The organism is Cytobacillus oceanisediminis (assembly GCF_007830235.1).
Classification (GTDB): domain Bacteria; phylum Bacillota; class Bacilli; order Bacillales; family Cytobacillaceae; genus Cytobacillus; species Cytobacillus oceanisediminis.
Window position 1 is genome coordinate 23276 of sequence record NZ_VLKI01000006.1, and the last position, 13386, is coordinate 36661.

Here is a 13386-nt window from a genome sequence, read left to right on the forward strand (position 1 = left end):
GTGGCAGAAATAAAAGTTCCAGAATTGGCTGAATCAATTACAGAAGGTACAGTGGCACAATGGCTTAAACAGCCAGGTGACACAGTCAATAAAGGTGACTATGTTGTTGAATTGGAAACAGATAAGGTAAACGTAGAAATTATCTCTGAGCATAGCGGTATCTTAAAGGAAGTTAAAGCACAAGAAGGAGATACCGTTAACGTAGGTGAAACGATCGCCATCGTCGATGAAAGCGGACAAGCATCTCCAGCACCTGAAAAGGCAGAGGAGAAGCCTGAAGATAAAACAGAAGAAGCACCTAAAGCAGAACAGCCGAAAGCAGAGGAACAGCCTGTACAGCCAGCTGCAGAAGAAAAAGCTGGCAGCCAGCGTCCGATTGCTTCACCGGCAGCACGTAAATTGGCACGAGAAAAAGGGATCGACCTAAGCCAGGTTCCAACTGCTGATCCGCTTGGAAGAGTAAGGGCTCAGGATGTTGAATCCTATAATCCTGAACAGGCTAAACAGCAGCCTGCACAGCCATCGAAGCCAGCTGCTCCAGCCAAGCCGGCTGCCCAGGAAAAAGAAGGCAAAGAAGTGGAACGAATCAAAATGTCACGCCGTCGCCAAACCATTGCAAACCGTCTTGTTGAAGTACAGCAAACAGCTGCGATGCTGACAACATTCAATGAAGTTGACATGACAAATGTTATGAACCTTCGTAAAAAGCGCAAAGATAAATTCTTAGAAGAAAATGATGTTAAGCTAGGATTCATGTCATTTTTCACAAAAGCGGTTGTGGCTGCTCTTAAGAAAAATCCATTCCTGAATGCTGAAATTCAGGGGGATGAAATAGTTCTTAAGAAATTCTATGATATTGGTATTGCCGTATCAGCCAAAGAAGGACTTGTAGTACCGGTTGTTCGCGATGCTGACCGCAAAAACTTTGCAGAAATCGAAAAGGATATTATGGATCTTGCCACTAAAGCGAGAGACAATAAACTGGCATTATCAGACCTTCAGGGAGGAACATTCACCATTACAAATGGCGGTATCTTCGGTTCAATGATGTCAACGCCAATCCTTAATGGCCCACAGGTCGGCATACTTGGGATGCACTCTATCCAATTGCGCCCTGTTGCTATTGATGCAGAAAAAATGGAAAATCGTCCAATGATGTATATTGCACTATCCTATGACCACCGAATTGTGGATGGAAAAGAAGCAGTTACATTCCTTAAACGGGTTAAAGAACTGATTGAAGATCCGGAAAGCCTTCTATTTGAAGCCTAATAAAACGAGCAGAGCGGAATTAATCCGCTCTGTTTTTTATTAAGGAAAATTATTTTGCCTGAAGGAAACATTGTACTTGTTGGGAATATTATATTACTAAAAAGCAGGTGAATAAAATGCGGAGAAGGCAAATGAAGATACTGCAATATTCGGCGGTATTGAAGAAACTTGGTGTACTTACCGAAGAAGAATACAATAATATTAAACATGCTAATAAGCTAAAAGACAGAGTTCACAGGCAATAAAAAAAGCGGGAATAGCTCCCGCTTCTAGATTTTCAATATAAGTATTTGCCAAACTTTTAAAACATAGAACCGTTACTCTTTAAACGGCTTCAATCCCCGTTTTTGAATCTCGGTTTTTAATATCCTAATCCATTCCTTCTCAGACCCTGTCTTCAATGCATCACGATACGAGACGACCAACTGTTCATTACTCATAATTTTCATTCTGCATACCTCCTGGTAAATGGATTGAATATTCTATTTTTTTAATTTATTGTAAAGGTTTTCTAAAGATTTGTGAACCCATTATATAAAAAAATTTTATTTCATTCTCATGACAAAGATTTAACATTCGAAGCCTCTAAATGGACGAGCATAAATAACATTTGTATGATCTATATAACAGAGCAATTAAAAAGGAGGAGTCGCCAATGGAATTAAAGCTTGATCATATCGTCCATTTTATTAAAGGCCATCCAACAGAAGCTGTGAATGCTTGGAAGAATCATGGATACCATGCTGCTATGGGCGGCAGCCATGAAAACTGGGGAACTTATAATAGTCTCCTATATATCGGACAGGCTTACCTGGAGTTTCTCTCTATAGAGAAAAAAGAAATTGCGGACCAATCAGACAACCCGCTAATTACGCAGCTTACTCAGGACCTTCAGAATGGGGAAGGAGTCGGGCAAATTTGCTTCCGAACGAATAACATTCATGAGCTGCAAAGAGAACTTGAAAATAAAGGATGTGTAACCCTTCCAATTTTCCAGGGGAGCCGAAAGCGTGAAGATGGCAGCACCATTTCATGGAGTATGCTTTTTATTAAAAATAACCCACAGCATATCTATCCGTTTTTTATCGATTGGGGAATGGAAGACGATATAAGATTCCAAGAACTGAAACGAATCGGCATGTTTGATGAAAAGCTTGAGGATGCTAGCGTTCAAGCTATATTCATTGCTGCTGAAGACAGTGAAAAATCTGCAAAAGAGTGGACCAAGCTTTTTCCTTTTGAAATCAAGGATACATACAAAACCAGCAACCAACATGAAAAAAGAATTTCTATTCAGGCTGGTTCAACAGAGATTTTCTTTTGCCAGCCATTAAACGAAGAAAGCGAGGCTTCAGCAGTTTTAAAAACTCGCGGAGAAAAACCTTTTGCTATTCAGTTTGCACCTTCACTTGAAAAAGAAGTAAACCTTTTTGGATCAAGCTATTTGTAAGGGGGAAATGCAGTTGTTAAGGAAATTTACGATTCACACGTCAAAGCGGGATGAGTTTATTGAAGTAACATCCCAATTTCAGAAATTCATAACAGAAACCGGTATTGAAGAGGGGGCAGCAGTCATTTATTGCCCCCACACAACTGCTGGGATTACCATTAATGAAAATGCCGATCCGGATGTAAAGACAGACATGATTAGCCGTTTTGATGAAGTTTTTCCTTGGGAGCATAAACATGACCTCCACATTGAAGGAAATACTGCTGCCCACATGAAAGCAAGCACAGTCGGCTCTTCCCAGCATGTAATCATTACAGAAGGAGAATTGCTCCTTGGAACATGGCAGGGAATCTACTTCTGCGAATTCGATGGCCCCAGAACCCGAACATTTTATGTTAAAATATTAAATCTATAATAGCTATCTATGAGACTGCTTCTGATTAGGAGCAGTTTCATTTTTTGGCTAATGATTGTTTTAACGGGCGCGTATATGAGCGAGATCAAGCGGATATGCTCAGGCTACGCACAATCCCTTCAGATCCAAGATCCACGCGTCATTCCTTAAAACCTGCCCGCATTGACCCAGGAACTTGCGCGGAACCGGTCTTGATCCGCTAGCCTTCGCCTATCAAACCCACATCCAATTGTTCTGCTTGGTCTTAAATCGTCCGGTCTCCCGCGGAATATGCTGGGAACCGATCCTACATATTTATATAATCAATCCACAACCCCAATAAAAGTATTTCTCGAAACTGTATTATCAAATCCGGCCAGCACAGGATTTACAACTTTATAAAATTATTAATATACGAAAATATTGAATATTCAGCAATATATGATAACATAAAATGTAAGCGTTTTATTTAGCATCAAAAAAAATTTCTGCATAATAATCAGATCATAATCAAAGGAGGATTTCTGGATGACGGAATTGTTAAATCTCACAGTAGGGAAGCTCCTCGAAGAGAAAGCCAACCTTCACCCCAATCATGAAGCTGTAGTCTATGCAGACAGAGGACTGCGAATGACCTACAGGAAGTTTGATGATTATTGCCGGCTTGCAGCCAAAGGTTTTATGAAGCTGGGCCTTGAAAAAGGGGAACATATTGCTGCATGGTCGACAAACACGCCTGAATGGCTGACATGCCAGTTTGCAACAGGCAAAATGGGGGCTGTGCTCGTAACAGTTAACACAAACTATCAAGCTGCTGAGCTTGAATATCTTCTAAAACAATCTGATACAACAACTATAGTTTTAATGGAAAATTTCAGAGACACCTCTTACATAGAGATGCTATATAGTATTGTTCCGGAACTTAAGACTTCAGAGCCGGGACAACTGGAGAGCAAACGGCTGCCTTACTTAAAGAATGTGGTAGTTATGGGCGAGAAACGCTTCCCTGGCACTTTCAGCTGGGATGATATGATTAAAATGGGTGAATCCGTCACCGAAGAAGAACTTAATCAGCGTATGGAGAGCCTGGATCCGGATGATGCGATTAATATGCAATACACATCGGGAACGACAGGTTTTCCGAAAGGGGTTATGCTAACCCATAATAATATTGTGAACAATGGCTATAATATCGCCAATTGCATGCGTCTAACAAAAGATGACCGCTTATGTATCCCAGTTCCGTTCTTTCATTGTTTCGGATGCGTACTTGGAACTATGGCGTGTGTATCCGTTGGCGCCACCATTGTTCCGGTTCAGGAATTCAGTCCCAAAGCAGTTCTTCAGACAGTACAGGATGAAAAATGTACGGGTTTGCACGGGGTTCCGACTATGTTTATCGCAGAGCTTAATGATCCGGAATTCAGCAAATATGACCTATCCAGTCTTCGCACAGGCATAATGGCTGGCTCCAATTGTCCAATTGAGGTAATGAAAGGGGTTATCGAAAGGATGGGAGCCAGCGAAATAACTATCGCTTATGGCCAGACAGAATCTTCTCCAGTCATTACCCAGACACGAACAGATGACCCAATCGAGCTAAGGGTTGAATCTGTTGGCAGAGCCCTTCCTAATGTAGAAGTAAAAATCGTGGAACCGGGTACGAATAAAGAAGTTCCCCGTGGCGTACAGGGTGAGTTATGTACAAGGGGCTACCATGTCATGAAAGGCTATTACAAAAATCCAGATGCCACCAAAGAAGCCATTGATGACAACGGCTGGCTGCACACAGGAGACTTGGCCGTGATGGATGAAAACGGATATTGTAAAATTACAGGCAGGCTTAAAGATATGATCATCAGGGGCGGAGAAAACATCTATCCCCGCGAAATAGAAGAGTTCCTTTATACACATCCGGCCATTCTTGATGTCCAGGTGGTAGGTGTTCCTGATGCTATTTATGGAGAGGAAGTAGTCGCCTGGGTTATTTTAAAAGAAGGTGAAGAAGTAACAGCCGAAGAGCTGCGCGAGTATTGCAAAGGAAAAATATCACGGCATAAAATCCCGCGCTATATTGAATTTATCGAGGCTTATCCAATGACAGCTTCAGGTAAAATCCAAAAGTTCCGTTTGCGGGAACAAGCAAAGGAAGTAATTGAAAAAGCCAATACATTAAAATAATTTTTTACAAGGTCCCTGTTGGTTTGCAAGTCGTATACCAACAGGGATTTTTATTTTAAAGGTTCTGTTAAAGCTTATTGTTGTTTTTTAGCACCCTGTTGATTGGAGCGTAAGGCACTAATCCCGCGAAAATGCATTCGCATTTCCTTCGTGCGGTGTTTATACAAGGAAGCTTATTCAAAGTCCTGCGGGAGTGTAGATCAAAGGGCAACCCCGCAGGAGCAAAGCGGCGAGGAGCATCGGACCGCCCCGGAAAGGGAGTGCCTTCGGCGCAAATCAACAGGCAAACTTAACAAGCCATTTTAATACAAACTCCACCTTCTCTCATTCAAAAGTCTCAAAAAATCTCATTCCCTCTGCCAATGTTTCACAAAAAGAGAAAGGATAAAATGAGATTAAAGATGAGAAAAAGGGAGAGTTATAGGAATGTATGATGAAATTTATGTTATGGAAACATTGACTAAACTAAAACAAAAAGAATTTGAATCATTAAACCAGCCGCAAGTACTTCAAAATCGTAAAAACGAACTGGTCTGCAAGCTTCCAATTATTAAAAATTTCGAAGTTTGCCAGTGCCAATCCTGAATGGACGGAGAATCTTTCTCCGTCTTATTTTTTTGGAAAGAATCTTCAGAAAATGGTAGTATAGTAAACAAATTCAGATTTAGCAGAGAGGAATAAGGGGGATCATAACGAATGACAACACAGAAGCTGTTTGTTTATGGGACATTAAGAAAGCATGAATCGAACCATTTCGTTTTGAAAGGGAGTCACTGCATTGCCGAGCAGGCATGGGTATACGGGGAGTTATATGATACAGGACTTGGGTATCCCTCTATGAAGGCATCGTTTGACCAAAAGGTATATGGGGAACTCTATGAGGTTCACTTGGATCATTTTACCGAGCTGGATGAACTGGAAGATTACATTCCAGGCAGAAAAGACAATTTATACGACAGAGTGGAACAGACTATCCATACCGATACTGGAGATGTCAACGCACTTGTTTATATTTCAAACAGGAATGATTTACTGGCTGAACCAATTTTACACGGAGACTGGAAGCTCTATCGTTTAATGAAAGACAAACCGGAGAAAACCTATTACTTTGCATATGGATCCTGCATGGATGATGAACGACTCCGGTTAGCAAATGTTGACCAGCATTTCAAGACCGTTATGGGCGGTGGAGTGCTAAAAGGTTATTCCATGCAATATTTATTTTCAAGAGAAGATGGTGGAAGAGCTGATATTGTGGAAGATGGAGGAGTTACCGAGGGAATTCTTTATGAACTGCCGTATGAAGCGGTGGAATATCTCTTCCATCGAGAAGGATTTTATGGGGAATGGTACCGGCCAGCGTTTGTAAATGTGCAAGTTGGCGAGGATTTATATACCGATGTTTTAACCTTTCATGTTTATAATAAAAAGGGAGAATTGCCTCCGCCTGACCACTATGCACTGGAGATTCTTCGCGGAGCAAGAGGCAGAGTCAGCGAGCAATATTATAAAAATCTTGAAAAACAACTGGAAAAACTCGGCGTAAAAATAAATTTGGATGCTTAAAAAATTAAGAACAAAGGATGAACCCCTGTTCATCCTTCCATCTTGCGGACTAAGTTGTCTTGTGGGACCAGCTGGTCTAAAGCAACCACCTCAATTTGGTCTCGTTAAATCGAATTGTTTTTCGAAAGCATGTTCATCACCTCAAGCGTTATATAGATCTATTTTAAAATAGGCTTGATTTTACTGCCACATTCAATTTTAAAACTATGTTGATTGGAGTTGGAAGGTGCGAAGACTCCTGCGGGAGCAAGGGTCAGGGGAGACCCCGCAGGAACGGAGTGACGAGGAGGCTCCCCGGGCCGCCCGTGGAAAGCGAAGCACCTGAAACGGAAATCAACAGACCCATTTCAAAGACGGACTAAAAAGACTGTAGGCAAATCCGATTTTCATCGAGTTTGTCTACAGTCTGAAAGGATGAACTCATGTTCATCCTTTTTTCTGTATATCACTGATGACTCCTATTTTAAAATTAGGCTATGTTAAAGCTCATTGAATGGGAAAAAATATGATGTGTTTTAATGCAAAATTATTCATTTGATGTTTGAAACAGGCTAAGTTCGTGGTAAATAACCTTTGCCATCATCTTAGAAAGAAGGTCATCATATGAATATAATTGCAGATAATGGCTTTTATGAAGTGGAGTACGAAAATGAGTATTACGAACATTTGGAGTTTGTACGAATAGATCATATCTGTGAGATTACCTATGTAACATTAAAGAACATTTTAACCGGAGAAGTATATACTTTCGATACGGACCGAATCAAACGATTCAGGAAAATAATGAAGGTTATGCCAACGATCAAAGAGAATCATGTTGCAGACAGCAGCTCATATTCTTTATAATATTTAATAAGAGCTTAGCCTGACAGAATGAGTAAGCTGGTTAGGCAGAAAACGAAGGAGTGGCAATTTTGATTCATTTAACTTGGCATGAACGAGATACAGTAAAAAAAGTAAAATGTGTGCATACAGATGCAGCGAAATACATTGTAGACAGGGCGCTGACTGCAGGAAGAACTTATGATGTTAAAAATGAAACCGAAGAATTCTATTTTATTGTAGACAATTCCGGAAAAGTAAGCGGCTTTTACAAAGACTATTTCCAGGATATTTAATGACATGAAGAAAACGGCCTGGTTCATACCGGCCGTTTTTCATTTTTAAAACATACTAATGAAGGTCCGCTTTATCTTTGCGTCGGAAAAATCCGTCGTACAGCTTCGTTAAACTCATCAAAGAATCCTTCTGCAGGCTGTCCGCCTCGTATATCTTCTGTATATCCAGTCATTCGATCATAAAAATCGGGATTAACCGAAACATATACATTATCGATATCCTGGTCAACAGATCTTACTTGATCAGCGATTTTTTCTTCAATATCCCTTGTCAATTCTCCATTTCCATTATCCATCCGTGCAGCCACATAGGCATTATTATCTGTAACAATAACGTTTGCTGTTTCAACTTCTGGGATGGCAGTAATTTTTTCAGCAGCTTTATCAGCAACCCTCATTCTTGGGGATTGTTCTCTATTTTGATTTTCCGTACGCGTACGGGTCAGGTCAATCCCCGGTTCTGTTGTGCGGCCATTTTCGCCGTAATTGCTGTCGTTAACTTTTGTAGGCTGGCTCAAATCCCTGTTTCTTTGTGCTGTTTCATTCATATCATTGTTATTCATCCCGCATCCTGCAAGCACCACAGCTGTCAGAGCGCCTGCAATAATCGCTTTACGTTTTAGCATATTGATTCACTCCTTTTCTGTTTTTACATCCTTAGGATTCCTATAACATTTTTTGTTATTCATTATTTTTTCCAATAAAAAAATGCTAAAATGATTTATGGAAAGCCATAATGAAAGAGTTGATCGTTTTGAAAGTTTTCATTTATATAGGAATTGGAGGCATGGCCGGAAGTCTTTTAAGGTATATTATTTCTGCTCAATCCACCCAAGCTTGGGGGAGCAGTTTCCCGTTCGGAACGTTAATCGCAAATCTTGCAGGAGCGTTCACTCTTGGACTTTTTACTTCACTTGTCATAAGGCAAAACCGACTTACAAATGAATGGCGGCTGGCAATAGGAACAGGTGCAATCGGGTCTTTTACAACCTTATCAACCTTGAGCAGTGAAACCGTTATGTTAATTGATGAACATGCCTACTTAAATGCTCTTCTTTATATTACAATTAGTTTAGTTGGCGGGCTTGCTGCCGCATTTGCAGGGTATCATGCAGGCTTGGGCAAAAAGGATGCGTCCAGCCATGGCTGATTTTCTATGGATTGCTGCAGGAGGTTTCCTTGGAGCAATCTGCCGATATCTGGCTGTCTTGTATGTAAAAAAGAAATTCACATCAGATATTCCGGCTGGTACTCTGGCTGTAAACCTCTTAGGGTCATTTTTATTAGGATTGTTAATTGGTTTGGATTTTAATGAAAACCTGTTTTTGCTTCTGGGTGTAGGCTTTATGGGGGCTTTTACAACTTTTTCAACCTTTAAACTTGAAACAGTTGAGCTTTTGGAGGGGAAAAAGAAGAAACAAGCTATTACATATTTAATTTTTACTTATACGGGTGGCATTGTATGTGCGTTTGCAGGTTTAATAATAGGAAGAATGTAAAAGGAGCGAGGCAAATTAGCCTTACTCCTTTTTTACTTTGGTACTTTTCTAAAAGATTATTGTTTTTGAATAAGTTGTGTGAAGGAATCACTGTTGACAAAAAGGTTGGTTGATTGGAGCGTAAGGTGCGAGACTCCAGCGGGAGGAGTGGGACAGGTGAGACCCCACAGGAGTTTTTTGCCGAGGAGGCTCACCGCCCACCCCGCGGTTCACTGAGCATCCTGGAGCGGAAATCAACTTCTACCAACTCCGTTTTAATTAGCAACAATGTTTGCGAAAACAGCCTTTACTTTAGGAATCCGTGTTTGCCTGGATTGGTCTCACTTTTTCCTTCATAAATAGTTTTCTGCCCAGCCACGATTGAAAAATCAAAAATAAACCACCCATAGTCCAATAAAGCGGTAGGGCTGCAGGGGCATTTAAAGAAACAAGAACAATCATTAAAGGCGATAATATCCCCATAAACTGCATTTGTTTCGGCGGCTGGGGAGACATGTTAGCCAAGGTGACCTTATATTGCAAAAAGTAGACTATTCCTGCAATAACAGTTATCCATATATCAGAATGTCCAAGATTAAACCATAGGAAAGAATGAGAAGCAATTTCTTCATTTCCTCTAATGGCATAATAAAATCCCATTAAGATCGGCATTTGAATAAGAATAGGCAAGCATCCTGCGTTAAGCGGATTAACTCCATTCGTCTTATACAAGCTAAACATTTCCTGCTGCAGTTTTTGCTGTTCCTGAGGTTTTTTTGCAGCTTTTAATTTTTTTTGAATTTTATCCATTTCAGGCTTAAGCAGTTCCATTTTTTCTTTCATCATGCTTTGGTTTTTATATTGTTTCAACATTAATGGCATTAATATAAGCCTAATAGTAACGGTGATTAAAATAATCGCCATTCCGAAACTCCCATTAAAGAAAACAGCCACTCCATGTATTGCCAATGCAAATGGAGTTACGAAAAAGTGATTGAAAAAACCTGTATTTTGTCCTCCTTGTGCCTGGCAAGCTGATAGTAATAAAGAAAGAGCAGTGATTAAAGGGATGGTAATTACAATTTTAATCTTTTTCATTATGGTCAATCCTCCTGCTAATATTTTTATTAGATAGGAGAGAGACCTTCCGGATCCTCACCCGAATCGCCTTTTTTTAAAATAAGCCTAGCAATCCAGGAACGAATGGGATTGTTGGTAAATCGGCAAGGAATTGTTAATAAATAATCATAACAGTGATCACTTGAATCGCTTTGAATATTCCGTGAACTGATATATCTGCAATCCAAATTCCATATCAAAAATACTTTTAAGGTGATGCTGATTAGGTAGCTTAAGTAGATTGTATATTCAGCAGAGATATATGATGATTCGAATAAAATGTCAAAAATGAGTGTTCACCTCTCTAGGCAAGCCAATTAGTTAAGTATAATTCAATTAATACCATTAGACAATTATATCTCCTACATTCATCTGTATAACATGCTGTTTGTCCATTCTAATCTAATCACCTAGGAATATAATGATAAAAATGGATGTGTAATTCATGCAGCATTATGGTACACTCTATCAGGAAGCCTTTTATGACATACATATTACTTGATTAAATGAATGGTGGGGTAATTTGTCTTTCCTAAAACAAAAAACATTCCTATCGTTGGCCAAATTCCTTGTACCCATTTTAATATTATTTCTAATAAGCTTTGAAGCGAAAGGCATATTTGATGATTTTAATTGGGCCTTGCTTGAGCTTTATTTTGATCGCCTTTCACCTGAAAACATCTTTTTTATTATTGTTCTTGGGCTCATAGCTCTTTTTCCTATGTATTTTTACGATGAGATTCTGCAAAGGCTTTTCCGCATAAGAGTCCCGAAAAAGAAGCTCCTTTTTTATTCGTTATCAGCAAATGCTTTTTCAAATTTAATCGGTTTTGGCGGTGTTGCAGGAGCAACCTTAAGATCATATTTTTATAAAAATCATTTATCGGGAGAGATTCCGTATATTAAAATAATTGCCAAGCTATCACTTTTTTATCTGACAGGATTATCCTTTCTGTCATGGATGATCATTTTTTCAGATTTACATTTATATGAAGATGTCAAACTTATAAAAATTGCCGTGTGGGCTATTGCCGCCTATACACCTCTATTACTGGGCATTTATTTTTTCCGGAAATCCTTCTGGAACCTAAAGCATATAAAAAAGGGATATATAGCGGAGCTAATAGTTGTCTCATTATTTGAATGGTTCTTTATCATTATCTGTATATGGGGAATTGCTAAAGTTTTGGAAGTTTCCATTCCGTTCTTGGTAATCTTTCCGATTGTGATTATTTCATCGTGCGCTGGGATTGCCAGTATGATACCTGGAGGCATAGGGTCATTTGATTTTGTTTTTTTAATAGGACTTGAATCACAAGGAATCCCTACAGAATTAGGCCTCTTAATCTTAATGTTTTACCGTCTAAGCTATTATATCGTTCCAGTTTTACTCGGTACTCCTTTTGTTATGAACCAAATTTGGAATAATGGAAATGCAAGAAATGCTTTCAAAACTTAAATTGAAAAGAGCCTTTTTAATGGGGCTCTTTTTTTAATAGTCAATTTATATTTTAATTCACCAGAAAACTTCCTCCGTAATTTCGCCATTAAACAAATTCGTATCAATGTTGCAAGCTTGCGCATCAATTCCGTATTGCCAGCCGGCAATCAAAGCATTTTCAGGAGCTTGGGGCTTATATCCAGGTGCCTGCTTTTCAGTTGTAATGCCAACATTGGGTGCTGCAGTCCATACATACGTGTTTTCAAGAAGAGCAGAATTGCCGTTTCCAGCTTCCTCAAAAGCTTGGGTAAGGGCACGCTCCTGATCAAAAATTCCATATATGCCTGAACGATATGGTGAATCTTCCATTACTTGAAACCAGCCTTCAATAAATGCAGAATCAACGGGATAGCTGGGTTCAATGTCGGCAAAAATGGCTACCCCCTCTGGGATGCCCAATTCCTCCGCAAGCTTAATGGCGGCTTTCGCTTCGTTCTGTCCATTTTCTAGCCCTGCCGCAATACTAAATCGATTCCAGATGACAAGGATTTTTATATCATTGGAATGGAGCAGTTCCGCTTCTTCCGGGGTGATACCGGCTGAAACACCTTCTTTTTCACCCAAATATCGGCCCCAAACTTTAGGGCTTCCAAAATTTTCGCGTACACAGGAAAGCAAGCCGCTTGTGGTGAGACTCGCGGAGTCTACACCCCAAACGACTTCATCTTCATCCGTTTGGCCATCCTGGTCATCCTGGTTTCCGCCATCATTGCCATTATTATTGCCGTCATTATCGCTGTTCTCATTGTCGTCACCATTATTACCTGAACTGGAATCTTGGCTGTCAGCTTTATTCTTTATTTTATTTGTTACGTTCACATCGACATTGACTTCTATTTCATTTGAAACATTGTTGTCAATTATGCTATTGTTCCCGTTGTTTAAATCATTATCGATTGAATTGTTTACATTTGCTTTATTGCCTTTAATATTATTTTTAACATTATTGGTGATATCACTGTCACTATTTATCTCCCCGCCATCAGGTTTCTGATGGGTATTTGGTTCTGCATTCTTGGAATCAATGAGGGAGAAGGTAAATATCGATATCATAACAGCAAAAAAAGCAGTTACGATAAAAGGCAAAAGTCCCCGTCTGTCCATATCTAACAGCCCTCCTTGTCAGTTCATGACATCCTATGCAGAAAGGAGGGCGGTGGTGATAGGACTAGCAAGGGCCAGGAAGGAACCTGCTACTCTGCTTAATAGGAAGGGGGATGTCGATAAAGATACCGATTAACTACCATTTTCCTTCGGGAAGAAGCCTTTTCGTCGTTAATCATCCCGATTAACTACCATTCTCCTTT

General features: G+C 39.8%; 14 protein-coding genes. 10 read left to right on the forward strand and 4 right to left on the reverse strand.

Annotated elements, in window-relative coordinates; all coding sequences use genetic code 11:
• Entirely contained in the window at nucleotides 1-1272 is a 1272-nt protein-coding gene (odhB, locus tag IQ19_RS12020) for a 2-oxoglutarate dehydrogenase complex dihydrolipoyllysine-residue succinyltransferase (protein ID WP_144542647.1), read from the forward strand.
• A gap of 317 nt (nucleotides 1273-1589) precedes the next feature.
• On the opposite strand, the gene sda is transcribed toward odhB, so the two are convergent.
• A complete protein-coding gene (sda, locus tag IQ19_RS12025; protein ID WP_110062787.1) occupies nucleotides 1590-1721 on the reverse strand; it encodes a sporulation histidine kinase inhibitor Sda in 132 nt (43 codons plus the stop codon).
• Between the two features lie 206 nt (nucleotides 1722-1927).
• On the opposite strand from sda, the gene IQ19_RS12030 reads away from it, so the two are divergent.
• The 6 genes from IQ19_RS12030 (at nucleotide 1928) to IQ19_RS12055 (ending at nucleotide 7981) form a co-directional block, all read left to right on the forward strand.
• Nucleotides 1928-2722 (forward strand): VOC family protein, encoded by a 795-nt coding sequence (locus tag IQ19_RS12030; protein ID WP_144542648.1) that lies wholly within the window; start codon nucleotides 1928-1930, stop codon nucleotides 2720-2722.
• A gap of 13 nt (nucleotides 2723-2735) precedes the next feature.
• Entirely contained in the window at nucleotides 2736-3137 is a 402-nt protein-coding gene (locus IQ19_RS12035) for a secondary thiamine-phosphate synthase enzyme YjbQ (RefSeq protein WP_144542649.1), read from the forward strand.
• A 516-nt stretch (nucleotides 3138-3653) separates the two neighbouring features.
• Nucleotides 3654-5297: an AMP-binding protein gene (locus IQ19_RS12040; RefSeq protein ID WP_199749464.1), complete on the forward strand. Its 1644-nt coding sequence runs from the start codon at nucleotides 3654-3656 to the stop codon at nucleotides 5295-5297.
• A 696-nt stretch (nucleotides 5298-5993) separates the two neighbouring features.
• Nucleotides 5994-6863, forward strand: a complete 870-nt coding sequence (locus tag IQ19_RS12045; RefSeq protein ID WP_144542651.1) for a gamma-glutamylcyclotransferase family protein — start codon at nucleotides 5994-5996, stop codon at nucleotides 6861-6863.
• A 603-nt stretch (nucleotides 6864-7466) separates the two neighbouring features.
• Nucleotides 7467-7709: a hypothetical protein gene (locus IQ19_RS12050; protein WP_144542652.1), complete on the forward strand. Its 243-nt coding sequence runs from the start codon at nucleotides 7467-7469 to the stop codon at nucleotides 7707-7709.
• A 68-nt stretch (nucleotides 7710-7777) separates the two neighbouring features.
• Entirely contained in the window at nucleotides 7778-7981 is a 204-nt protein-coding gene (locus IQ19_RS12055) for a DUF6501 family protein (RefSeq protein ID WP_144542653.1), read from the forward strand.
• Between the two features lie 71 nt (nucleotides 7982-8052).
• Here the strand turns inward: IQ19_RS12055 and IQ19_RS12060 are convergent, their stop codons facing one another.
• The gene (locus IQ19_RS12060) at nucleotides 8053-8607 is read right to left on the reverse strand and encodes a YhcN/YlaJ family sporulation lipoprotein (RefSeq protein WP_144542654.1); all 555 of its coding nucleotides are present in this window, start codon (nucleotides 8605-8607) and stop codon (nucleotides 8053-8055) included.
• 110 nt (nucleotides 8608-8717) lie between these two features.
• On the opposite strand from IQ19_RS12060, the gene crcB (IQ19_RS12065) reads away from it, so the two are divergent.
• Together crcB (IQ19_RS12065) and crcB (IQ19_RS12070) are read left to right on the forward strand one after the other, a co-directional pair.
• Nucleotides 8718-9131, forward strand: coding sequence for a fluoride efflux transporter CrcB (gene crcB, locus IQ19_RS12065; protein WP_242020974.1), 414 nt, complete (start codon nucleotides 8718-8720; stop codon nucleotides 9129-9131).
• On the forward strand, nucleotides 9124-9480 hold the full coding sequence (crcB, locus tag IQ19_RS12070) for a fluoride efflux transporter CrcB (RefSeq protein ID WP_144542655.1): 357 nt from the start codon (nucleotides 9124-9126) through the stop codon (nucleotides 9478-9480). Before crcB (IQ19_RS12065) ends, crcB (IQ19_RS12070) begins: the two co-directional genes overlap by 8 nt.
• A gap of 291 nt (nucleotides 9481-9771) precedes the next feature.
• Here crcB (IQ19_RS12070) and yidC read toward each other — a convergent pair whose 3' ends face one another.
• Complete coding sequence (yidC, locus tag IQ19_RS12080) at nucleotides 9772-10557, reverse strand: membrane protein insertase YidC (protein ID WP_144542657.1); 786 nt, start codon at nucleotides 10555-10557, stop codon at nucleotides 9772-9774.
• A 544-nt stretch (nucleotides 10558-11101) separates the two neighbouring features.
• Here yidC and IQ19_RS12085 point away from each other — a divergent pair.
• The gene (locus IQ19_RS12085; RefSeq protein ID WP_144542658.1) at nucleotides 11102-12037 is read left to right on the forward strand and encodes a lysylphosphatidylglycerol synthase domain-containing protein; all 936 of its coding nucleotides are present in this window, start codon (nucleotides 11102-11104) and stop codon (nucleotides 12035-12037) included.
• A gap of 57 nt (nucleotides 12038-12094) precedes the next feature.
• Here the strand turns inward: IQ19_RS12085 and IQ19_RS12090 are convergent, their stop codons facing one another.
• Nucleotides 12095-13183, reverse strand: coding sequence for a glycoside hydrolase domain-containing protein (locus tag IQ19_RS12090; protein ID WP_144542659.1), 1089 nt, complete (start codon nucleotides 13181-13183; stop codon nucleotides 12095-12097).
• Between the last annotated feature and the right edge of the window lie 203 nt (nucleotides 13184-13386).

Bases quoted from the DNA above. Each gene is read 5' to 3' on its own strand.
- IQ19_RS12050 (WP_144542652.1), top strand. From the start codon at position 7,467: ATGAATATAATTGCAGATAATGGCTTTTATGAAGTGGAGTACGAAAAT.
- crcB (WP_144542655.1), top strand. From the start codon at position 9,124: ATGGCTGATTTTCTATGGATTGCTGCAGGAGGTTTCCTTGGAGCAATC.
- IQ19_RS12045 (WP_144542651.1), top strand. From the start codon at position 5,994: ATGACAACACAGAAGCTGTTTGTTTATGGGACATTAAGAAAGCATGAA.
- crcB (WP_242020974.1), top strand. From the start codon at position 8,718: ATGAAAGAGTTGATCGTTTTGAAAGTTTTCATTTATATAGGAATTGGA.
- sda (WP_110062787.1), bottom strand. From the start codon at position 1,721: ATGAAAATTATGAGTAATGAACAGTTGGTCGTCTCGTATCGTGATGCA.
- IQ19_RS12030 (WP_144542648.1), top strand. From the start codon at position 1,928: ATGGAATTAAAGCTTGATCATATCGTCCATTTTATTAAAGGCCATCCA.
- IQ19_RS12060 (WP_144542654.1), bottom strand. From the start codon at position 8,607: ATGCTAAAACGTAAAGCGATTATTGCAGGCGCTCTGACAGCTGTGGTG.
- yidC (WP_144542657.1), bottom strand. From the start codon at position 10,557: ATGAAAAAGATTAAAATTGTAATTACCATCCCTTTAATCACTGCTCTT.
- IQ19_RS12090 (WP_144542659.1), bottom strand. From the start codon at position 13,183: ATGGACAGACGGGGACTTTTGCCTTTTATCGTAACTGCTTTTTTTGCT.